Here is a 19,942-nt window from a genome sequence, read left to right on the forward strand (position 1 = left end):
TCTCCATAGAGAGCGAGCGCTGTTTGGCAAAGCCGCGGGCGGGCGGCGGGCGCAGCGCCTGTGCGGCGGCGAGCAGCGCAGGGCTCGTGGCTGCGCGCGCAGCGCGCTTTGTCAACTGACTCGTCGCAGTTGTCTGAGCGCAGTGAGCGCAGCGAACGCAGCGAGTTCTGCGACGCAGCCACGAGCCCGAGCAGCGCAGCGAAGTCGGCCCGCAGGGCCGACCGCCGCACTGAAGCGAAGCCCGCCGCCCGCCCGCGGCTTTGCCCACGCCCAACATCCGCAAAGCAACAGCAACGCATGCCGAAGAAGATCAGCAACGGCCCGAGAACAGACGGTCGATTCATTTCAACCCCTGCCGCAGATGAAGGCCACAACGCCCGGCGTGAGCCAGCCGAGCGCAGCGAACAGCACGCCCCATACAGCGAGCAGAAAGTGCCAGTAGCGTGCGACGAGCGCGATGCGCCAGGATGTCGACTGATGCACAGCTACGGACCAGCCCACGAGCCCGCCGAGCACGTGCAGGCCGTGCAGCGCGGTCAGCACGTAGAAGAAGCTGGCAGCCGGATTGCCCGTCAGTGAGACGCGTGCGTCGGCGAGCGACTGCCAAGCCCAGAGTTGCGTCAGCACGAAGGCGATGGCGCAGGCGCCTCCCGCGAGCAGAAGGTGCTGCGCAGCCGGCGGCGGCTGCTTCGCGGCGCGTTGCAGCAGCACGCTGCCGGCGATCAACCATCCGCTGCTCAGCCACAACTGCCAGGGCATCGCTAGCGTCGTCCAGTCCGGTGCTTCGTCCATGCGCATCGCGTAGGCGGTGAGGAACAGCGCGAAGAGCGTGCTGGCCACGCCGATGAAGACCCACAGGCCGATGCCGGCAGCCTGTCCCTCGTGGGCGGGACGCCTGATGTCGAGTGCGGCACTCATGTTCATGCCGGCGCCTCGCGCGGCGGCTTTTTATAGGGCTCGGGCTCCTGACCGCCGGCTGAAGGAGGCGCGTTCTGGGGGATGAAGTCCTCGGAAGCGCCGGGCACGCTGTACGCGTAGGCCCAGCGGTAAACGACCGGCAAGTCCGGGCCCCAGTTGCCGTGGCGCGGCGGGGTGTCGGGCGTGAACCATTCGAGCGAAGCCGCGCGCCAGGGGTTGGGGCCAGCGTGCCGACCGTGCCTGAAGCTCCACACGAGGTTGGCGATGAACAGCATCTGCCCCACGCCGACGATCAGGGCTACCACGGTAATGAACTCGTTGAGCGTGTGCGCGGACGCCGGAATGAATTCATAGCCTGCGTAGTGATGGTAGCGCCGCGGCATGCCGAGCACGCCGAGGTAGTGCATCGGAAAGTAGATCGCGTAGGTGCCGAGGAAGGTGATCCAGAAGTGCAGCTTGCCGAGCCGGTCGTCGAGCAAGCGGCCCGTGACCTTGGGGTACCAGTGGTAGATGGCGCCGAACACCACCAGCAGCGGCGCCACGCCCATCACCATGTGGAAGTGGGCGACGACAAAGTAGGTGCCCGACAGCGGAATGTCCACGCTCACGTTGCCGAGGAACAGGCCGGTGAGCCCGCCGCTCAGGAAGATGAGCAAGAAGGCCAGCGTGAACAGCATCGGCACCGTCAGGTGGATGTCGCCGCGCCACAGCGTGAGCACCCAGTTGTAGACCTTGATCGCGGTGGGCACGGCGATGATCAGCGTGCTGGTGGCGAAGAAGAAACCGAACCACGGGTTCATACCGCTGACGAACATGTGGTGCGCCCACACCACGAACGACAGGCCGCCGATGACCACGATGGCCCAGACCATCGTGCGGTAGCCGAAGATCGCCTTGCGCGCATGCACGCTGATCAGGTCGGACACGATGCCGAAAGCCGGCAGCGCGACGATGTAGACCTCGGGGTGGCCGAAGAACCAGAACAGGTGCTGGAACAGGAGTGGGCTGCCGCCGCGGTAGTCGCTCACCTGGCCCATCGACACGAGCGCCGGCATGAAGAAGCTCGTGCCCATCGTCTTGTCGAGCAGCATCATCACGCCGCTGACGAAGAGCGCCGGAAAGGCCAGCAGCGCGAGGATGGTGGCCACGAAGATGCCCCACACGGCGAGCGGCATGCGCATCAGCGTCATGCCTTCGCAGCGCGCCTGCAGCACGGTGGTGACGTAGTTGAGCCCTCCCATCGTGGTCGCGACGATGAAGATCACCAGCGACACCAGCATCAGCACGATGCCGCCGTCGTGCCCCGGCGTGCCGGGCAGGATGGCCTGCGGCGGGTAGAGCGTCCAGCCCGCGCCGGTGGGCCCGCCCGGCACGAAGAAGCTCGCCATCAGCACCAGCACCGACAGGAAGTACACCCACACGCTCAGCATGTTGAGGTAGGGGAACACCATGTCGCGCGCGCCCACCATCAGCGGGATCAGGTAGTTGCCGAAGCCTCCGAGGAACAGTGCCGTGAGCAGATAGATCACCATGATCATCCCGTGCATGGTCACGAACTGGTAGTAGCGCTCGGCGTTGATGAACTCGAAGACCCCGGGAAAGCCGATCTGCAGCCGCATCAGGTTCGACAGCACCAGGCCGACCACACCGACCCCAATCGCGATGCAGGCGTACTGCACCGCAATGACCTTGTGGTCCTGGCTCCAGACATAGCGGGTGAACCAGCTCTGCGGGGCGTGGTGATCGGCGATGACGTAGGCCATGACTGTCCTTACCGCTGGGGGTTGCCGTGCGACTTGATGTGGGCCACCAGCGCGTCCAGCTCCTCGTCGCTCAGTTCGATCCTGGGCATGACCGGCGGGAAGCCCTTGATGCTTCGTGCCTGCGGGTTGCGGATGAAGTCGCGCAGGAATTTCTCGTCGACGACGGCGGTGGTGCCGTCGTCCAGGTTCTCGGTCTTGCCGAACAGTCCCTTCCACGTCGGCCCGACGCCCGGGCCACCATCGACCGTGTGGCAGACGGCGCAGCCCTTGTTCTGGGCCAGCACGCGGCCGCGTTCGGCGAAAGCGTCGGAGCCTGCGGCGGCGACCGGCGGCGCCATCGTCTGCACGAAACGCGGCTGGTCCTGCAGCCAGGCGCTGAAGACGGGCGCTTCGTCGACCACGACGTAGCCGCGCATGTCGGGATGGCCCACGCCGCACAACTGCGCGCACATGGCCTCGAAACGCCCCGCCTTCGTCGGCGTGAACCAGAAACCGCTCACCATGCCGGGCACGATGTTCATGCGCGCGCGGAACTGCGGCACGAAGAAATCGTGCAGCGCGTCGTGCGAGCGCAGCAGCACCTTGACCGGCCGGTTCAGCGGCAGATGGACTTCGTTGCCCTCGACGAGCACATCGTCCTGCCCGGCCGAATCATCCGGGTCGATCCCGAGCGGGTTGGCGCCGGTGACGAAACGCGCGTCGCTGCCGCCCAGCTTGCCGTCGGCGCCGGGAAAGCGGTAGCGCCACTGCCACTGCTGGCCGACCACCTCGAGCACCAGCGCGTCGCTTGGCGGCCTCACGTAGTCGGCATAGACCCACAGGCCCGGTGCCAGCAGCGCGATGATGCCCACCGAGGTGATGCCGATCAGCCAGCGCTCGAGCTTGTGGTTCTCCGGCTCGTAGGCGGCCCGGCTGCCGGGACGGTGCCGGTAGCGCCACAGCGTGTAGGCGACGAACAGGTTGATGACGACGAAGAAGATCCCCGTGATCACCACCGTGATCGTCAGCGTGTCGTCCATCGCCTGCCAGTTCGACGCGAGCGGCGTGATCCACCACGGCGTGACCCAGTGGAACACCACCGAGCCGAGCACGATGAGCACCAGCGCGACTGCAATGGCCACAGGTCCCCTCCTTCCTGCCGGCGTGGACCGCCGGACCTCACGAAGCAAGGCCTGTCAGGACTGCGCTGCGGCCGTCACCGCTTCGTGACGATGCTCGGTCCGCAGGGGCTGCGCGTCACCCGACCGCGCGCGAAGGGGAAAGTCGCTAGTGGCCTTCTCCTCGCCGCTTGAGTTGGCGGTACATCAGAGCCGCCACGATGCCGAACAGCAGGTGGGCCGCCAGGGTCGGCCAGCCCCGCAGTTCGGCGAACCAAGGAAAGATCTGTGTCATCGCGTGGAAATTCAGGGCATACAGCACCAGGCCGAAGAGGGTGCCGACCACCGCCGTCATGCTGGGGCTCGTATCCCAGTGAAAACCCGCGAGGATGAACGCCAGCGCCAGGCCGAAAACGACGCCGAGCGCGTAGTGCGTGACAAGCGCGGCCGTCACCACGCCGAGGCTGAACGCCGACGAAGCGAGGGTGTCCTGGCCCAACACGATCGCAGCGATCAGGTTCGAGGTGCGCCAGGGGCTCTCGCCGCTGACCAGCGCCGACCACAACAGGTCAAGCACCATCAGCGCAGCACCCGCCACGAAACCCGAGACCGCCGCCGCAGGCCAGTCCGGCAGGCGATGCTCCCAATGATGTGAAGGCAGGTGCAGGTCCATGAGTCACCTCCGCGAATCGGCCACTACGGCGTTGTCTGCCGGCTTCAGGGGAACGCCGGCACGTCGGGCTCCACGCCCTCGAAGTGCGCTTCGGGGTGAGAGGTCTGCAGCAGCTCTTCGATTTCCTCGACCCGCGAGCGGGGCACGTCCACCATCAGCAGGAGTTGCCCCTGCTCGATGGCGCCCTCGAAGCGCCGCAGCCGGTTGCTCGGCGTGGACACGCCGATCATGCTCGACGACCACGCGCCCAGCACGCCACCGAGCATGGCGATGACGCCGGCCATGCCCCATTGCGGCGAATCGAAGGCCGCGACCACGTCCTTGATCCCCCACTGCGGCATCTCGGTCACGGCCCGCAGTGCGGCCCAGCCGGACTCGCCAGCAATGGGAAAGAACATCGCGGCGAGCACGCCCACCGTGGCACCGGTGAGCCCGCCGATGACCAGCCCGGCTTGGGCCGAGCGAAGCACATCGGACGTCTGCAGGAGGTTCGCGGCGTGCAGCCCGGACATGTCGGCGTTCTCGCGCGCCACGAAGTGGATGTGCGATTCGCTGATGCGGGCCAGCAAGAGGTCATTCATGGTCCGTCTGGCACTCGCCAGATCGGGCAGCAACCAGTAGATGCGTCTGCGCATGGAACCCTCCTTTCATCACTGTTTGTGACAACGGAGCGAACGACGAACCTCTTATACATCCGCGGATTCATGCGTCGCAAGAAGGGGTAAGGCGAGATTGCGTGTTCGAAACGCTTTCCGCGCTTGCGTTCGGCTTCGACGCGAACAACGTGTTGAGAAACTGGATCTAGGGCAAGCGGGCCCGCTCGGCGTCCGCCGTCTCCGAGCCGGAACCGGCGTGCGCACCGGTCGCGCGCCGCAGCACCGTGGCCGCGAGGATCGCGGTGCCGCTCATGATCGCCACCGCGATCCACGCGTTGAGCCGCAAGCCGCGCATGAAGCCCTCTCGCGAAGTTGCCAGCAGACCGGCGCCGACATCGGCCGGCAGCCGCGCTGCGGCGGTCGACGCCGCGCCGAGCGTGCTGCGCGCAGCGTCCAGCGCCTCTGGCGGCACACTCGCCGGCAAGCCGTCGATCACGAAGCTGCGGTACACGGCCGCGCCGATGCTCCCGAAGATGGCGATGCCCAGCGCGCCGCCGAATTCGGCGCTGGTCTCCGAGATCGCTGCTGCGGCGCCGGCCCGTTCGGGCGGCGCCGCGCCGACGATCAGATCGGTGGCCAGGGTGAACACTGGCGCCAGGCCGAGCGAGAGCACGACCGAGGCACCGATGACGAACTCGGGCCCATGGCTCGCCTGCGCCTGCGCCAGCAGTGCGAAGCCTGCCGCCGCGATGGCCAGGCCGGCGGCCACCACGTCGGCCGGCCGGAAGCGCCGCACGAGCATCGGCGTGAGCATCGAGCCGACGACGAAGGCCAGCCCCCAGGGCACCGTCCACAGCCCCGCAACCAGCGGCGAAAGCCCGAGCACGAGCTGCAGGTACTGAGCGATGAAGATGTAGGCGCCGAACATCGTGTAGCACCCCAGCGTGTACGTGGCCAGCGATGCGTTGAAGGCCGGCCGGCGAAACAGCTTCAGGTCGATCAGCGGATCGGCGAGTCCGTGCTGGCGGCGCAGAAACGCCGCTCCCAGCCCCACGCCGGCCACGATGGCCGAGGCAGCCCACACGCTGGGACCCTGCTCGGCCATCTGCTTGAGGCCGTAGATGGTGGCCAGCACCGCGACGAGCGACAAGGCGGCGCTGAGCAGGTCGAGGGGGCCGGCTTGCGGATCGCGAAACTCCGGCAGCAACACGGGCCCCACGATCAGCAGGAGCAGCATCACGGGCACCCCGACCAGGAAGACCGAGCCCCACCAGAAGTACTCGAGCAGCACGCCGCCGATCAGCGGCCCGATCGCTGCGCCAACCGAGTAGCTCGACACCCAGATGCCGATCGCCAGGGTGCGCTCGCCGGGGTCGTGAAACATGTTGCGGATCAGCGAGAGCGTCGATGGCGCCAGCGTTGCGCCGGCCAGACCGAGGAGCGCGCGCGTGGCGATCAGCATTTCGGCGCTCGTGGAGAACGCCGCAAGCACCGAAGCGATGCCGAAGGCCGCTGCACCGATCATCAGCAGCCGGCGTCGGCCGATGCGGTCGCCCAGCGTGCCCATGGTGATCAGCGCGCCGGCGACCATGAAGCCGTAGATGTCGACGATCCACAGCAACTGGGCCGCGCTCGGTTGCAGGGCGGCGCTGAGTGCCGGCACGGCCAAGTTGAGCACCGTCAGGTCCATCGAATAGAGCAGGCAGGGCAGGGCGATGACCGCCAGGCCGACCCATTCGCGGCGGCTCGCCTTGGCGGGCGCAACGGGAACGGTCGTCGTCATCGACGCTCCACCGCGCTCAATGGCTGGCCTCGCCGATTTGCACGCCGGCGTGGGTCGATACTCGTAAGTTCCCGGTGTGGAACGCGCCTCGGCGAGGCAGCGGACGCTCGAACGGTCAGCCAGCGAGCCGTCGGCGTTAGTTGCTGGCGGTGGACGCCTTGCTCAGCCGCCCCAGCCGCTGTCCATGCCATCGCCCCGTAGGCATTGCGCCCGTGCCTGCTCGCCCGGCTCGCCGCCGCAGCGGGCGCCGCCGGTAAGAGCCGGCGGCTGCTTCGGCAACAGCGCAGGGGGTTCGGGCCAGATCGGTAATTTCGGCGAGGGCTCGGCAAAGAAAGTGGCACCTTGCGGCTCACCGGCCAGAGAGTGGGGCGCCAAGCGCAATGGTGTGCACGCCGCACAGCAAGCGCCTAGCAAGGCAAAGACGGAGGTGAGTCGAAGGGAAGGCATAGAGGGCTCGGGAAGCCCAGGCCCAGCAGCAATCCACGTGCCGACTCCCGTGTCTTCAACGGGCTTTGTACTGCTCCGTGCCGAACAGCATCTTGCGTGCTTCATCGTCGACCAGCGGCTTGCGTTCCTGGGCCAGCACTTCCACCCCGCGCTGCACGCCAGGCCGACCGGCAATCTCGTCGAACCAACCCTTCAGGTGCGGATAGTCGTTCCACTCGATGCCCTGGTTCTTCCAGGAACGCAGCCACGGGAAGATGGAGATGTCGGCGATGCTGTACTCGGCCCCGGCGATGTACTTCGATTTCGCCAGTCGCTTGTTCATGACGCCATACAGGCGCTTGGCTTCGTTGGTATAGCGCTCGATCGCATAGTCGATCTTTTCCGGCGCATAGACGCGGAAGTGGTGCGTCTGCCCGAGCATCGGGCCCACGCCGCCCATCTGGAACATCAGCCACTGCAGCACTTCGTATTTGGCGCGCAGATCGGTCGGCATGAAGCGGCCCGTCTTGGCAGCAAGGTAGACCAGGATGGCGCCCGACTCGAACAGGGAGATGCGCTCCCCGTCAGGGCCCTCGGAGTCGACGATGGCGGGAATCTTGTTGTTGGGGCTGACGGCCAGGAACTCCGGCTTGAACTGATCGCCAGCGCCGATATTCACCGCCTTTACTCGGTATGGGAGGCCGCACTCCTCCAGCATGATGTGGACCTTGTGGCCGTTGGGCGTAGCCCAGGAATACACTTCGATCATTGCGTAAGCCTTTGTGAGAAGTATTCGACGGCGTGTCAGGACCGCCTGCTGCGGACACTCTATTCCAACGCTCTGAGCCATGCTCGACTCGATCAAACGCTGGATCGGCGGCACCCGCGGCAAACCCGACGGAAGGGCCGTGCAGGCCTGGGCGCTGCAACGCGGCCTGAGCGCCAAGCGCGTTCGCCAGGACGAGGGCGTGGTGGTCGAAGGCCCCTTGAACGGCAACACATGGCGCATGGAATGGGGCGTGCCGCAGCGCACTTATCTGCTTGACCGCGAATTGCGCATGCGCATGGATCTGCGCTTGCCTGCAAGCATGCAGATGTTGATCACCTCGCGAGCGCTCGCCGAAGAACTCGAGCAGGCCGCCTACGCCCTCTTCACGCAAGACATGCAAACGCAGATCGACTCCGGCATGCCCGAGGAAATGCGCTGGCTGGCTATGTTCCCGAAAGTGCAGGTCGCGGCGATGAAACCGCTGCGCTCGCGTTTTTCCGCGGTGGCCAATGCGCCTGGGCCGCTGAACGCGTGGCTCGACCCGGCGCTGATCGCCAAGCTCGACGAGGCGAGCCGCGGCTGGCTCGCCAACGACGAGCCGATGGTGCTCATGACCCTGCGTGGCCGGCTCTACCTGCGCTTCGAAGCGCTGGAGCCGACGGCTCAAATGCTCGACGGCGCGCTGTCCCTTTACGAGGCGGCTGCAAAAAGCGCGTTGGCGGCGACGCAAGCCGTGAGCGGTCAGCAGCAAGCCTGGCCGACGAACAGTTCCACCGCCTGGCAGAGCCATCTGCCCTCGGACTTTCCCGAGTAAGCCCCTGGAGCGGCATCGCAGCCGCGCTTCATCGTTGTCCGCTCGAACTGCGAGGGATCAGGCTGCGGCGTAGCGGCCCAACTCGAGCTTGGCGATGGCGTTGCGATGGACCTCGTCGGGCCCGTCCGCGAAACGCAGCGTGCGCGCACCCGCATAAAAGTACGCGAGCGGAAAGTCATCGCACACGCCCCCGCCGCCATGCGCCTGAATGGCCCAGTCGATGACCTGGCAGGCCATGCTCGGCGCCACCACCTTGATCATCGCAATCTCCGCCTTGGCGGCCTTGTTGCCGGCCACGTCCATCATCCAGGCGGCCTTGAGCGTGAGCAGGCGCGCCATGTCGATACGGCAGCGCGCCTCGGCGATGCGCTCGCGTGTGACCCCCTGGTCGGCGACCGGGCGGCCGAAGGCCACGCGCGACAACGCACGCTTGCACATCAGCTCGAGCGCGCGTTCGGCCAGGCCGATCAGGCGCATGCAATGGTGAATGCGGCCGGGGCCCAGTCGTCCCTGCGCGATCTCGAAACCTCGGCCCTCGCCGAGCAGCATGTTGGCGGCCGGCACGCGCACGTTCTCGAAAGTGATCTCGCAGTGCCCGTGGGGTGCGTCGTCGTAGCCGAACACCGACAGCGGCCGCACGACGGTGATGCCTTTTGTGTCGCTCGGCACCAGGATGATCGACTGCTGGCTGTGGCGCGGCGCCTCGGGATCGGTCTTGCCCATGAAGATGTAGATCGCGCAGCGCGGATCGCCCGCGCCGGAGATCCACCACTTGCGGCCGTTGATCACGTAGTCGTCGCCCTGGCGCTCGATGCGGGCAGCAATGTTGATTGCGTCCGAAGAAGCCACGTCGGGCTCGGTCATGGCGAAGGCGCTGCGAATCTCGCCGCGCAAGAGCGGCTCCAGCCAGCGCTTCTTGTGTTCGGCGCTGCCGTAGCGCACGAGGGTTTCCATGTTGCCGGTGTCGGGAGCCGAGCAGTTGAAGACTTCGCTGGCCCAGGGCACGCGGCCCATCGTCTCCGCCAGCGGGGCGTACTCCTGGTTGCTCAGGCCCGCGCCCAAGTCGCCCGCGCTTTGCGTCGACGCGCCGGCGCTCTGCGGAAGGAACAGGTTCCACAGACCCTCGGTCTGCGCCTCGAGCTTGAGGTCCTCGATCAGTCGCAGCGGCGTCCAACGCTTGCCGGCCGAGGTGTTGGCCTGGATCTCGGCCCAGTAGCCGGCCTCTGCCGGATAGATGTGGCGGTCCATGAAAGCAGCGAGCCGTGCCTGCAGCTCCTTGGCGCGCGGCGAATAGTCGAAGTCCATCTTGTCTCCTGAAAGGCGGTTCGGTGTCTCGGCCGACTCAGTGAATACGCTGCGCGAACGCCCAACCTATTTCGGCGAGCGGCCGGGCGCCGGCGCCTGCCTGTCTGGCCTGCTCGCTGGCCGCCGTGCCATCGACGACCCGCTTGGCGATGCCTTGCAGGATGCCGGCCATGCGGAACAGGTTGTAGGCCATGTAGAAGCCCCAGTCGGCCATCACCGCGTCGGCGTCCTGGCCCACTCCATCGCGACCGGTGCGCTCGCAATAGCGCTTCACATACTCCCGCTCGCCCGGAATGCCGAGCGCCGCCAGATCCAGACCGCCGATGCCGCGGAAGGTGCCGGGCGGGATATGCCAGCTCATGCAGTGATAGCTGAAGTCGGCGAGCGGATGGCCGACTGTGGAGAGCTCCCAGTCCAGCACCGCCAGGATGCGCGGCTCGGTCGGGTGAAAGATGAGGTTGTCGAGCCGGTAGTCGCCATGAACGATGCTGGCTTGCGAAGCATCGCGCGCGCTCTGTGGAATGTGCTGCGGCAGCCACTCGATCAGCCGGTCCATCGCTTCGATCGGCTCGGTGATCGAGGCCTGGTACTGCCGGGTCCAGCGCCCGATCTGGCGCTCGAAATAGTTGCCCGGCTTGCCGAAGCCGAGCAGCCCGCAAGCCTCGACATCGACTTTGTGGAGCGCGGCCATCACGCGGTTCATCTCGTCGTACACCGCGCCACGTTCGGCCGTGCGGATGTCGGGCAAGGCTTGGTTCCACAGCACGCGACCCTGCACGAACTCCATGATGTAGAAGGCCCGGCCGATCACGGATTCGTCTTCGCACAGAAGATGCATCCGGGCCACCGGCACGTCGCTGCCGGCCAGCGCGCGCATCACGGCGAACTCGCGTTCGACGGCGTGCGCCGAGGGCAACAGCTTGGCGACCGGACCGGGCTTGCTGCGCATCACATAACTGCGCGAAGGCGTCATCAGCTTGTACGTTGGGTTCGACTGCCCACCCTTGAACTGCTCCACCGTCAGCGGTCCGGCGAAGTCCTCGAGATGCTGCGCGAGGTGGCGCTGAAGCGCAGCGATTTCGAAACCGTGCTGAGCGCTGACGGGCTTGGTGCCGGTGTGGTCGTCCATGGTGAGCGGCAGGGCGCCTTCGGTCAGCGCACTGTCTTCAGCGTTCGGCAAACGCGAGCAGCTTCTCGCGCGATAGCACCACCAGGCGGGTGGGCTCGACCCTCACCGCGCCGTCGCGCTCGAAGCTCTTGAGCTCTTGGTTCACGCGCTGGCGCGAGGCGCCGAGCAGTTGCGCCAGGTCTTCTTGCGCAAGCTGCAGGCCAATGCGGATTTCCTCGCCCTGGTTGATGCCGTAGCTGCGCGCGAGCAGCAGGATCTGCTTGGCCAGGCGCGCGGCGAGCGGGCGGGTGTTGAGGTCTTCCACCACGTCGAACATCAGGCGCAGGCGACGGCATTGCAGCCGGAGCAGCGCCTCGTAGAGTTCGACGTGCTGAGCCAGCAGATCCTTGAAGTCGTTCTTGCGCACGACCAGCAGCGTGGTGTCGCCATGGGAGTGGGCGTCGTGCGTGTGCGGCAGGCCGTCGAACAGCGAGATGTCGCCGACCCACGCACCGGGCTCCACGTAAGTGAGCGTGACCTGCTTGCCCGACAGCGACACCGAACCCACGCGGATCGCCCCCTTGGCGACGCCGCACCATTCGTCGGCTGGCGCGCCGCGGCTCGTGAGCATCGCACCGTCCGACAGGCGCCGCACATGGGCCCGAGCGAGGATCGCGTTGCGCAGCGTCTGCGAGAGTCTGCTGAACCATGGGCCCGAGTCGATGTGATGTCGCTCGACGATTGTAAGAACCGGGGTAGTCATGTTTTGTCCCTGACGTGACAGCATCGCTTGCCGTGGACGGCCTATTGTCAGGCGCTGCTGCGCCGGCTGGACCGCATCGATCCGGGCTACCGCAACTGACTCAACGACCGCCGCGGTACTGCGCCAGCAACGTTTCCATCGTGGTGTAGCGCTCGCGCTCGTGCAGCCATTGCGTCGGCGCCAGGTTGATGCTGCGCACCACCGTCTCGCCGTTGCTGGCAATGTCGAGCACGTTGATGCAGGCCGGCTGCTGCTCGAGCCGGCCGAAGAACGCCCGCTGCCCGGCCAGGGCAGCGGAGATCAACGCGCGGTTCACGCCGCCGTGCAGCACCAGCAGCATTGACTGCCAGTCGCCCCGCGCGCACAGCGCGTCGAACGCCGGCAGTGCACGGTCCAGCAGTTCGCCGATCGATTCGCCGCCCAGGAAGCGTTGGCTCTCCACATCGGCGCCCGCGCGGAAGGCGCCGAGAAACGCCTGCTCGAGCTGATCGGGCGGTATGTCGGCCAGGCGCCCACCGCGAATCTCCCGCAGCGCGGGTTCATGCTCGAGCGAGAGCTCCTGTCCGGCCGTTGCGAGCACGCGCTCGGCGGTCTGCACTGTGCGCGGCAAGCCGCTCACCAGTGCGCGATCGAAGCGCACGCCGCAGTGCCTGAAAAGCGCGCCGGCTGCGTCGGCCTGCCGTTCGCCCTCGGCGTTGAGCGCGACGGTGTCGGGAGGCACCGGCGTGCCGTCGGAGCTGAAATAGTCGACCGAACCATGCCGCATAAGGTACAGACGCCGACGCGGCGCAAACGCGCTCATGAAGCCCGCCTGTCAGGAAAAGCGAGGCGCGCGCTTCTCGAAGAAGGCCTGCAGCCCTTCGGCGCCGTTGGCATGGAACAGGTTGTCGACAAAGTGAGTGCTTTCCGCTGCAAGGTGCTCACCGAGTGCGCGCACGCGCGCCTGGTTCACGAGCTCCTTTGCACTGGCCAGTGCGTTGGGCGCGAAGGCCGCGAGCTCTTCGGCCATGCGCAGAGCTTGCGACAGGGCTTCACCGCTGTCTGTCACGCGATTGACAAGGCCCCAGGTCTGCAACTGGCGCGCTGTGGCCGCCTCGCCCAGCCACAGCAATTCGAGCGCAAGCGCTCGCGGCAGAAAGCACGCGAGGTGCCAACTGCCGCCACCGTCGGGCGATAGACCGACCCGCGCATAGGCCATGGAGAATCGCGCGTCCTCTGCGGCGACCATCAGGTCGCAGGCCAGCGCGAGCGAGAAGCCACCGCCAGCGGCCGCTCCTTCGACCGCCGCAATCACCGGCTTGGGATGCGTGCGCAAAGCTTCGATGAACTGGTGGAACAACCGAAGGTGCTGCTCCTGCGCTTCACTGCCGGTGGCGCGGTTGACGGCGAGCCGGCGCAGGTTGCCGCCGGCGCAGAAGTGCGCGCCATCGCCGGCCAACACCACCGCGCGCACCGACGCATCCGCTTCGGCCACGCTGAGGGCTTCCACGGCGGCCGCCGAAACCTGCGGCGAAAGCGCGTTGCGCGCCTGCGGGTCGCTGATGGTCAGGATCAGCGTCGCGTCGTGTCGCTGCGTCAGCAGTTGGGCGGTCATTGGCTCGCTTTTCCGGGCGTCGATCGCCGCCGTGCGGGAGATGATTCTGTCATGCACCGTCGAGCGAAAGCGGCGATGAGGCGAGGCCGGCAGGGGCCCGCGCACGCGCCTTCAGGGGCTGCGACGCGGGGGCTTCATGCTAGAGTGAATCGAGGGTGAGAACACAATAAGCATGAATCGGGACGTGCGAATCGCGGCATTGGCGCTGGCTCTGTTGGCGGCCGCACAAGGCGTCGGCGCGATCGGGTTCGGACGCCTCCCCGACACAGCCACACTGGGGCAGCCGCTCGATCTTGCGATACCGCTGCGCGTGGAGCCCGGCGAGGTCTTGCCTTCGAACTGCCTGACTGGCGAAGTCTCATTTGCAGACACGCCGCAATCGGCCGGCGCCGTTTCACTTCGACTCGACCCGGCCGCTCCGGATGCCGAGCGGCGCGTGCTGCGGCTGAGCACGGTGAACCGCGTCGATGAGCCGGTCGTCACCGTCGAGATCACCGTGGGTTGTGCGGGTCGGGTTTCGCGCCGCTTCACCTTGTTTGCCGATCCGCCGTTGTTGCTGGCCCGCGCACCGCCGCCTTCATCCACCGGCGTTGAGGCCAATCCCGCATCGCCAGCAACCGCAAGCGCGATTGTGTCGACCGCCGCCGCGCCCAGCGTCGCCGGCATCGACGCCCTGGCGCAACCCCGCCCGCGGGTCGCACCGCCGCGCCGCGAATCCAATGCCCGCGCTGCCGCGACCCCGCCGCCGGCGGCCCGTGCGCCTTCGCCGTCCCCGAAAAACGCCGGTCCACGCCTGCGCTTGAGCCCGCCCGAAGACGAAGTGCGGCTGGCCTTGCTGGCCGGTACCGAAGCGGCCGAGCAGCGCGCCTCGGCGGCTGAAGCTGCGGCGAGCGCTGCCAGCGCGGCCCAGGCTGTGGCCGTGGCGCGTGCGGCTCAACTGGAAGCGGCCAATGCGGCGCTGCGCAGCCAGGCCGCGAGTGCGGAACAGGCGCTGGCGGCCCTGCGCGCGCAGTTGCATGGCGAGCGTTCACCAGCAGCAAGCAGCAACACGGTGCCGGCGCTGCTCGGCCTGATCACGCTGCTCATCGCAGGGCTGGTCTGGCTATGGCACCAACGCAATCAGGAACGCGAGGCAAATGCCTGGCTGCTGCAAGAGGCCGGGGCCGACGACCTGGCGCCGGACGAGGCCATGCCAATCGTCACCACGGAGCCGGCCGCCGTCAAGCCGCCGCCGCCCGGTGCAACGAATCCTGCGCGAGCTGTGCAGCCGCCGACGCTGCCCTGGTCCGGGTCCCAACCGGCACCGCTCGTCGCTGCGGCGCAATTGGCCGAGCACAAGCGCGAGGTTTCGGTGGAGGAGTTGATCGATCTGGAGCAGCAAGCCGAATTCTTCGTCGTGCTCGGCCAGGACGAAGCCGCCATCGATCTGCTCATGGGTCATTTGCGCAGCACGGCTGGCAACAGCCCGCTGCCCTACCTGAAGCTGTTGGAAATCTACAAGCGCCGCGGCGAGCGCCAGGAATACGAGCGGCTGCGCGGCCGCTTCAACAGCCGCTTCGCTGCGATGGCGCCCGCCTGGGAGATGGACCTGCAGGACGGCCGTTCGCTCGAAGACTATCCGTCGGTGACGGGTCGCCTCGAAAATCTGTGGGCCCGGCCGCAAAGCGCGATGGAGGTGTTGCAGACGACGCTGCTTCGCGCCGACGGGCAGACCGGCTCGAGCGACAGCTTCGATCTGCCCGCCTACCGCGAATTGATGCTGCTGTATGCCGTCGCACGCGACCGATCCGAAAGCGAAGACGGGGGCAGCGTCGATCTCCTGCTGCCGCTCGAAGAAGACGGGGAGGGAGCCGTTAACCCGCCTCCCCTTGCGGTGTTCGAGCGCTTGTTGGCGACGACATCGCTGGAGGCTCAGCCGTCCGTGCTCAAGCCCTTGGCGGTCGACCTGCATCTCGACGACGCGCAGGAAACCAAGCCGGCCGCCATGCACGTCGCGCCGCCTCACGATCGGCGGGAAGACGCTAGCTCACCCGACCGCAATGGCGGCGCCCGGTTGCCGCCGACGTAGCGCGAAACGCGGCTACAGCGCGTGTTCGCTGAGCATTGCGAGGCTCACGAAGGCCAGCGCCCGTTCATGCGTGCTTTCGAGAACCACCGGGGGCGCACAGCCGGCTTCCAGGGCTTCGAGCCAGCGCAGCGCGCACACGCACCAGCGGTCACCCGGCCTGAGCCCGGCAAAGCGCAGCTGCGGACGCGGCGTGACGAGGTCGTTCCCGTGCGAGCGCGAAAACGCCAGGAACTCGCCGGTCATGCGCGCGCAGATCACATGCGCGCCGCTGTCGTCGGCGGCCGTATCGCAGCAGCCGTTGCGCAAATAACCGGTCAACGGATCGTAGGAGCAGGGGCGCAGTTCCTCGCCCAGCACGTTCAGCGCCATGCCGCCCTCACTTTGCGATGGCCGTGCCCTTGAGCAAGGTCATCGCCGTGCCGATCAGCGCCGACACCTCGCTCATGTTGGCCGGCACGATCATGGTGTTGTTCTTCTGGGCGAGCTGCGCGAAGGCATCGACCGCGCGCTCGGCGACCTTGAGCTGCACCGCCTGCTCGCCGCCCGGCTCGCGGATGGCCGCGGCGATCTGCCGGATCGCATCGGCCGTCGCTTCCGCCACGGTGGTGATCGCCGACGCTTCGCCCTGGGCGTTGTTGATCTCGGCCTGTTTCTCGCCTTCGGAGCGCGCGATAAAGGCTTCACGCTCGCCGGTGGCGATGTTGATCTGCTCCTGACGGCGGCCTTCGCTGGCGGCGATGAGCGCGCGCTTTTCGCGCTCGGCGGTGATCTGCGCCTGCATCGAAAGCAGGATCGCCGCGGGCGGCGTGAGGTCCTTGATCTCGTAGCGCAGCACCTTCACGCCCCAGTTGAGCGCCGCCTCGTCCAGCGCCGCGACGACCGCGGCATTGATCGAGGTGCGTTCTTCGAAGGTCTTGTCGAGCTCCATCTTGCCGATCACACTGCGCAAGGTGGTCTGCGCGAGCTGGGTGATGGCGACGATGTAGTTCGACGAGCCGTAGCTCGCCCGCATCGGATCGGTGACCTGGAAATACAGGATGCCGTCGACCGTGAGTTGCGTGTTGTCTTTGGTGATGCAGACCTGGCTGGGGACGTCCAGCGGCACCTCCTTGAGCGAATGGCGGTAGGCCAGCCGGTCTACGAAGGGCACGAGAAAGTTCAGGCCGGGCGTGAGGGACGCGTGGTACTTGCCGAGCCGCTCGACGACCCACGCGTTTTGCTGCGGCACGATCTTGATCGAGCGCGCGATAAAGATGAAGGCGACGATCAGGAGGACGAAGGCGACGATTTCCATGGAGGGAGGGCTTTTCGGAGTTGAGTGTTCAGCGGCCCAGCAGCAGGCGATTCGATTCGATGCCGCGGATGACGTGCACGCCAGGCTGCGATTCGCCTTCGCCGGCATAGCGGGCGTTCCATTGCGCGCCCCGGTAGTCGATGCGCGCCGTGCCGTCGGGCTCCCAGCGCTCCACAAAGACCTTCTCGCCGACGTCGAGGTTGAAGTTGCGGTTCGGGGCGGCGCCGGCGAGTGCATGCTGCCGCTGGCGCCGCACATGCCAAGCCACGATGGCACCGCCGCCGACCAGGGCAGCCGCCACCAGTTGCGCACTGAACGCGAGCCCGAGGTGGGCCGCAAGCGCCGCCGCCGTAACGCCGAGCGCGAGCATCAGAAGATAGAAGGTGCCGGTGGCCAGCTCGGCGGCGATCAGCACGCCCGCGGCGATCCACCACAGGGTCGCAGCACTCCACTCCATCCTTGCTCCTTCATCGTGCAAAGCCACGAAGCTTGCATTTCAGTGTACGACGCAGGCACCGCGCCGCATGGTGACGAAGCGGGCAGCGAAAGCCCTAAACTGCGCCCTCTTTCGCGCGGGCATCGCCTGCGAATCCTGCCCCCCGTCGGAGCCGCATCGATGCAGCATTTTCGTTTTCCCATCGTCATCATCGACGAGGACTACCGCTCCGAGAACACCTCCGGCCTGGGCATCCGTGCGCTGGCCGACGCGATCGTCAAGGAAGGTTTCGAGATCCTCGGCGCCACGAGCTACGGCGATCTGAGCCAGTTCGCGCAGCAGCAAAGCCGCGCCAGTGCATTCATCCTCTCGATCGACGACGAGGAATTCAAGGGTGGCCCCGAGCTCGACCCGGCGGTGCTGAACCTGCGCAAGTTCATCCAGGAAATCCGCCGCAAGAACGCCGAGATTCCGATCTACCTCTACGGCGAAACGCGCACTTCGCAGCACCTGCCCAACGACGTGCTGCGCGAGCTGCACGGCTTCATCCACATGTTCGAGGACACGCCCGAGTTCGTGGCGCGCCACATCATCCGCGAAGCCCGGAGCTACCTCGACGGCCTCGCGCCGCCGTTCTTCAAGGCGCTGGTCGACTATGCGCAGGACGGCTCGTATTCATGGCACTGCCCCGGTCACTCGGGTGGCGTGGCGTTCCTGAAGAGCCCGGTGGGCCAGATGTTCCACCAGTTCTTTGGCGAGAACATGCTGCGCGCCGACGTGTGCAACTCGGTCGATGAGCTCGGCCAGTTGCTTGACCACACCGGCCCGGTGGCGCAGAGCGAGCGCAACGCGGCGCGCATCTTCAATGCCGATCACTGTTTCTTCGTCACCAACGGCACCTCCACCAGCAACAAGATGGTCTGGCACCACACGGTCGCGCCCGACGACGTGGTGGTGGTCGACCGCAACTGCCACAAGTCAATCCTGCACGCGATCATCATGACCGGCGCGGTGCCGGTTTTCCTGACGCCCACGCGCAATCACCTGGGCATCATCGGCCCGATCCCGAAGAGCGAGTTCGAGCCCGAAACCATACGCCGCAAGATCGCCAAGAACCCGCTGCTGCAGGGAGTGGACGCGTCCAAGGTCAAGCCGCGGATCCTGACGCTCACGCAGAGCACCTACGACGGCGTGGTCTACAACACCGAGACCATCAAGGGTCTGCTCGACGGCTGGATCGACACGCTTCACTTCGATGAAGCCTGGTTGCCGCATGCGGCCTTCCACAAGTTCTATGGCAACTACCACGCCATGGGCAAGTCACGTCCTCGGCCGAAGGAGGCGGTGGTCTATGCGACGCAGTCCACCCACAAGCTGCTCGCCGGCCTGAGCCAGGCCTCGCAGGTGCTCGTGCAGGATGCCCAGAACACGCGGCTGGACCGGCACCTGTTCAACGAGGCCTATCTGATGCACACCTCGACCTCGCCGCAGTACGCGATCATCGCGAGCTGCGACGTCGCCGCGGCGATGATGGAGCCGCCGGGCGGTACCGCGTTGGTCGAGGAAAGCATTCTCGAGGCGCTCGATTTCCGCCGCGCCATGCGCAAGGTGGAAAAGGAGTTCGGCAACAAGGACTGGTGGTTCAGGGTCTGGGGGCCGGACAAGCTGGCCGCCGAGGGCATCGGCAAGCCCGAGGACTGGATGATCAAGGGCGACGCCAAGTGGCACGGCTTCGGCGACCTGGCGCCCGGGTTCAACATGCTCGACCCGATCAAGTCGACCATCGTCACGCCGGGCCTGGACGTGGCCGGCAAATTCGCCAAGACCGGCATTCCGGCCTCGATCGTCACCAAGTTTCTGGCCGAGCATGGCGTCATCGTCGAGAAGACCGGCCTGTATTCGTTCTTCATCATGTTCACCATCGGCATCACCAAGGGCCGCTGGAACACGATGCTGACCGCACTGCAGCAGTTCAAGGACGACTACGACCGCAATGCGCCGCTGTGGCGCATCCTTCCGGAGTTCTGCGGCTTTCAGCCGCGCTACGAGCGCATGGGCCTGCGCGATCTTTCACAGAGCATTCACGAGGCCTATGTGGCGGGCGACATCGCGCGGCTCACCACCGAGATGTACCTCTCAGATCTGCAGCCCGCCATGAAGCCGAGCGAGGCGTACTCGCACATCGCTCATCGCAAGACCGAACGCGTGGAGATCGAAGCGCTGGAAGGCCGCATCACGACGTCGCTGCTCACGCCGTACCCGCCCGGCATTCCGCTGCTCATCCCGGGCGAGCGCTTCAACAAGAAGATCGTCGACTACCTGCGCTTCACCCGCGACTTCAACAAGCGCTTTCCCGGCTTCGACACCGACGTGCACGGGCTGGTCGAGGTCGACGGCGCGGACGGTGGGGAGCGTCAATACTACGTCGACTGCGTAAGGGCTTGACCGGGGAGGGACGGCGAAGCCGGCTGCGGCGCTGCGCTGCGCTCATGTCCCCCGGCCGTGCTGCGCACGGCCTCCTCCTTTACTTCGCTC

General features: G+C 66.7%; 18 protein-coding genes. 3 read left to right on the forward strand and 15 right to left on the reverse strand.

Going from position 1 to position 19,942, the window contains the following annotated elements; genetic code table 11:
• Nucleotides 1-345: 345 nt before the first annotated feature.
• From H0W40_RS14035 to H0W40_RS14065, 7 genes are all read right to left on the reverse strand, one after another.
• Nucleotides 346-918 carry a bb3-type cytochrome oxidase subunit III gene (locus H0W40_RS14035; RefSeq protein WP_292447230.1) on the reverse strand — a complete coding sequence of 191 codons (573 nt, stop codon included), beginning with the start codon at nt 916-918 and terminating at the stop codon, nt 346-348.
• Nucleotides 919-920: 2 nt separating this feature from the next.
• Entirely contained in the window at nt 921-2,681 is a 1,761-nt protein-coding gene (locus tag H0W40_RS14040) for a cbb3-type cytochrome c oxidase subunit I (RefSeq protein ID WP_292447233.1), read from the reverse strand.
• An 8-nt stretch (nt 2,682-2,689) separates the two neighbouring features.
• Nucleotides 2,690-3,802 (reverse strand): cytochrome c oxidase subunit II, encoded by a 1,113-nt coding sequence (locus H0W40_RS14045; RefSeq protein ID WP_292447236.1) that lies wholly within the window; start codon nt 3,800-3,802, stop codon nt 2,690-2,692.
• Between the two features lie 145 nt (nt 3,803-3,947).
• Nucleotides 3,948-4,451 carry a hypothetical protein gene (locus H0W40_RS14050; protein ID WP_292447237.1) on the reverse strand — a complete coding sequence of 168 codons (504 nt, stop codon included), beginning with the start codon at nt 4,449-4,451 and terminating at the stop codon, nt 3,948-3,950.
• Between the two features lie 44 nt (nt 4,452-4,495).
• On the reverse strand, nt 4,496-5,086 hold the full coding sequence (locus tag H0W40_RS14055; protein ID WP_292447239.1) for a DUF1269 domain-containing protein: 591 nt from the start codon (nt 5,084-5,086) through the stop codon (nt 4,496-4,498).
• 166 nt (nt 5,087-5,252) lie between these two features.
• Nucleotides 5,253-6,830 carry an MFS transporter gene (locus tag H0W40_RS14060; protein WP_292447241.1) on the reverse strand — a complete coding sequence of 526 codons (1,578 nt, stop codon included), beginning with the start codon at nt 6,828-6,830 and terminating at the stop codon, nt 5,253-5,255.
• A gap of 502 nt (nt 6,831-7,332) precedes the next feature.
• On the reverse strand, nt 7,333-8,025 hold the full coding sequence (locus H0W40_RS14065) for a glutathione binding-like protein (RefSeq protein WP_292447243.1): 693 nt from the start codon (nt 8,023-8,025) through the stop codon (nt 7,333-7,335).
• A 79-nt stretch (nt 8,026-8,104) separates the two neighbouring features.
• Between H0W40_RS14065 and H0W40_RS14070 the strand changes: the two genes are divergently transcribed.
• Nucleotides 8,105-8,839, forward strand: a complete 735-nt coding sequence (locus H0W40_RS14070) for a hypothetical protein (RefSeq protein WP_292447246.1) — start codon at nt 8,105-8,107, stop codon at nt 8,837-8,839.
• Between the two features lie 57 nt (nt 8,840-8,896).
• On the opposite strand, the gene H0W40_RS14075 is transcribed toward H0W40_RS14070, so the two are convergent.
• The 5 genes from H0W40_RS14075 to H0W40_RS14095 all read right to left on the reverse strand — a co-directional run bounded on the left by H0W40_RS14075 (nt 8,897) and on the right by H0W40_RS14095 (nt 13,609).
• Entirely contained in the window at nt 8,897-10,144 is a 1,248-nt protein-coding gene (locus H0W40_RS14075) for an acyl-CoA dehydrogenase family protein (RefSeq protein WP_292447248.1), read from the reverse strand.
• 37 nt (nt 10,145-10,181) lie between these two features.
• Nucleotides 10,182-11,273: a phosphotransferase gene (locus H0W40_RS14080; RefSeq protein WP_292447267.1), complete on the reverse strand. Its 1,092-nt coding sequence runs from the start codon at nt 11,271-11,273 to the stop codon at nt 10,182-10,184.
• Nucleotides 11,274-11,310: 37 nt separating this feature from the next.
• Nucleotides 11,311-12,015, reverse strand: a complete 705-nt coding sequence (locus tag H0W40_RS14085; RefSeq protein ID WP_292447250.1) for a Crp/Fnr family transcriptional regulator — start codon at nt 12,013-12,015, stop codon at nt 11,311-11,313.
• 100 nt (nt 12,016-12,115) lie between these two features.
• A complete protein-coding gene (locus H0W40_RS14090; protein WP_292447252.1) occupies nt 12,116-12,817 on the reverse strand; it encodes a histidine phosphatase family protein in 702 nt (233 codons plus the stop codon).
• 12 nt (nt 12,818-12,829) lie between these two features.
• Nucleotides 12,830-13,609, reverse strand: coding sequence for an oxepin-CoA hydrolase, alternative type (locus tag H0W40_RS14095; RefSeq protein ID WP_292447254.1), 780 nt, complete (start codon nt 13,607-13,609; stop codon nt 12,830-12,832).
• Nucleotides 13,610-13,781: 172 nt separating this feature from the next.
• Here H0W40_RS14095 and H0W40_RS14100 point away from each other — a divergent pair, with 172 nt between their 5' ends.
• Nucleotides 13,782-15,677: a hypothetical protein gene (locus H0W40_RS14100; RefSeq protein WP_292447256.1), complete on the forward strand. Its 1,896-nt coding sequence runs from the start codon at nt 13,782-13,784 to the stop codon at nt 15,675-15,677.
• Nucleotides 15,678-15,689: 12 nt separating this feature from the next.
• On the opposite strand, the gene H0W40_RS14105 is transcribed toward H0W40_RS14100, so the two are convergent.
• From H0W40_RS14105 to H0W40_RS14115, 3 genes are read right to left on the reverse strand one after another with little or no spacing between them, the layout of a single operon-like run.
• Entirely contained in the window at nt 15,690-16,046 is a 357-nt protein-coding gene (locus H0W40_RS14105) for a DUF2237 domain-containing protein (protein ID WP_292447258.1), read from the reverse strand.
• 7 nt (nt 16,047-16,053) lie between these two features.
• Nucleotides 16,054-16,971, reverse strand: a complete 918-nt coding sequence (locus H0W40_RS14110) for a stomatin-like protein (protein WP_292447260.1) — start codon at nt 16,969-16,971, stop codon at nt 16,054-16,056.
• 28 nt (nt 16,972-16,999) lie between these two features.
• Entirely contained in the window at nt 17,000-17,428 is a 429-nt protein-coding gene (locus H0W40_RS14115; RefSeq protein ID WP_292447264.1) for an NfeD family protein, read from the reverse strand.
• 159 nt (nt 17,429-17,587) lie between these two features.
• Here H0W40_RS14115 and H0W40_RS14120 point away from each other — a divergent pair, with 159 nt between their 5' ends.
• On the forward strand, nt 17,588-19,852 hold the full coding sequence (locus tag H0W40_RS14120; protein ID WP_292447266.1) for an arginine/lysine/ornithine decarboxylase: 2,265 nt from the start codon (nt 17,588-17,590) through the stop codon (nt 19,850-19,852).
• Nucleotides 19,853-19,942 lie beyond the last annotated feature (90 nt).

Origin of the sequence: Methylibium sp., from assembly GCF_013817345.1 — a bacterium.
Classification (GTDB): Bacteria; Pseudomonadota; Gammaproteobacteria; order Burkholderiales; family Burkholderiaceae_C; genus Methylibium.

Bases quoted from the DNA above. Each gene is read 5' to 3' on its own strand.
- H0W40_RS14035 (WP_292447230.1), bottom strand. From the start codon at position 918: ATGAGTGCCGCACTCGACATCAGGCGTCCCGCCCACGAGGGACAGGCT.
- H0W40_RS14040 (WP_292447233.1), bottom strand. From the start codon at position 2,681: ATGGCCTACGTCATCGCCGATCACCACGCCCCGCAGAGCTGGTTCACC.
- H0W40_RS14050 (WP_292447237.1), bottom strand. From the start codon at position 4,451: ATGGACCTGCACCTGCCTTCACATCATTGGGAGCATCGCCTGCCGGAC.
- H0W40_RS14055 (WP_292447239.1), bottom strand. From the start codon at position 5,086: ATGCGCAGACGCATCTACTGGTTGCTGCCCGATCTGGCGAGTGCCAGA.
- H0W40_RS14060 (WP_292447241.1), bottom strand. From the start codon at position 6,830: ATGACGACGACCGTTCCCGTTGCGCCCGCCAAGGCGAGCCGCCGCGAA.
- H0W40_RS14065 (WP_292447243.1), bottom strand. From the start codon at position 8,025: ATGATCGAAGTGTATTCCTGGGCTACGCCCAACGGCCACAAGGTCCAC.
- H0W40_RS14070 (WP_292447246.1), top strand. From the start codon at position 8,105: ATGCTCGACTCGATCAAACGCTGGATCGGCGGCACCCGCGGCAAACCC.
- H0W40_RS14075 (WP_292447248.1), bottom strand. From the start codon at position 10,144: ATGGACTTCGACTATTCGCCGCGCGCCAAGGAGCTGCAGGCACGGCTC.
- H0W40_RS14080 (WP_292447267.1), bottom strand. From the start codon at position 11,273: ATGGACGACCACACCGGCACCAAGCCCGTCAGCGCTCAGCACGGTTTC.
- H0W40_RS14085 (WP_292447250.1), bottom strand. From the start codon at position 12,015: ATGACTACCCCGGTTCTTACAATCGTCGAGCGACATCACATCGACTCG.
- H0W40_RS14090 (WP_292447252.1), bottom strand. From the start codon at position 12,817: ATGAGCGCGTTTGCGCCGCGTCGGCGTCTGTACCTTATGCGGCATGGT.
- H0W40_RS14095 (WP_292447254.1), bottom strand. From the start codon at position 13,609: ATGACCGCCCAACTGCTGACGCAGCGACACGACGCGACGCTGATCCTG.
- H0W40_RS14100 (WP_292447256.1), top strand. From the start codon at position 13,782: ATGAATCGGGACGTGCGAATCGCGGCATTGGCGCTGGCTCTGTTGGCG.
- H0W40_RS14105 (WP_292447258.1), bottom strand. From the start codon at position 16,046: ATGGCGCTGAACGTGCTGGGCGAGGAACTGCGCCCCTGCTCCTACGAT.
- H0W40_RS14110 (WP_292447260.1), bottom strand. From the start codon at position 16,971: ATGGAAATCGTCGCCTTCGTCCTCCTGATCGTCGCCTTCATCTTTATC.
- H0W40_RS14115 (WP_292447264.1), bottom strand. From the start codon at position 17,428: ATGGAGTGGAGTGCTGCGACCCTGTGGTGGATCGCCGCGGGCGTGCTG.
- H0W40_RS14120 (WP_292447266.1), top strand. From the start codon at position 17,588: ATGCAGCATTTTCGTTTTCCCATCGTCATCATCGACGAGGACTACCGC.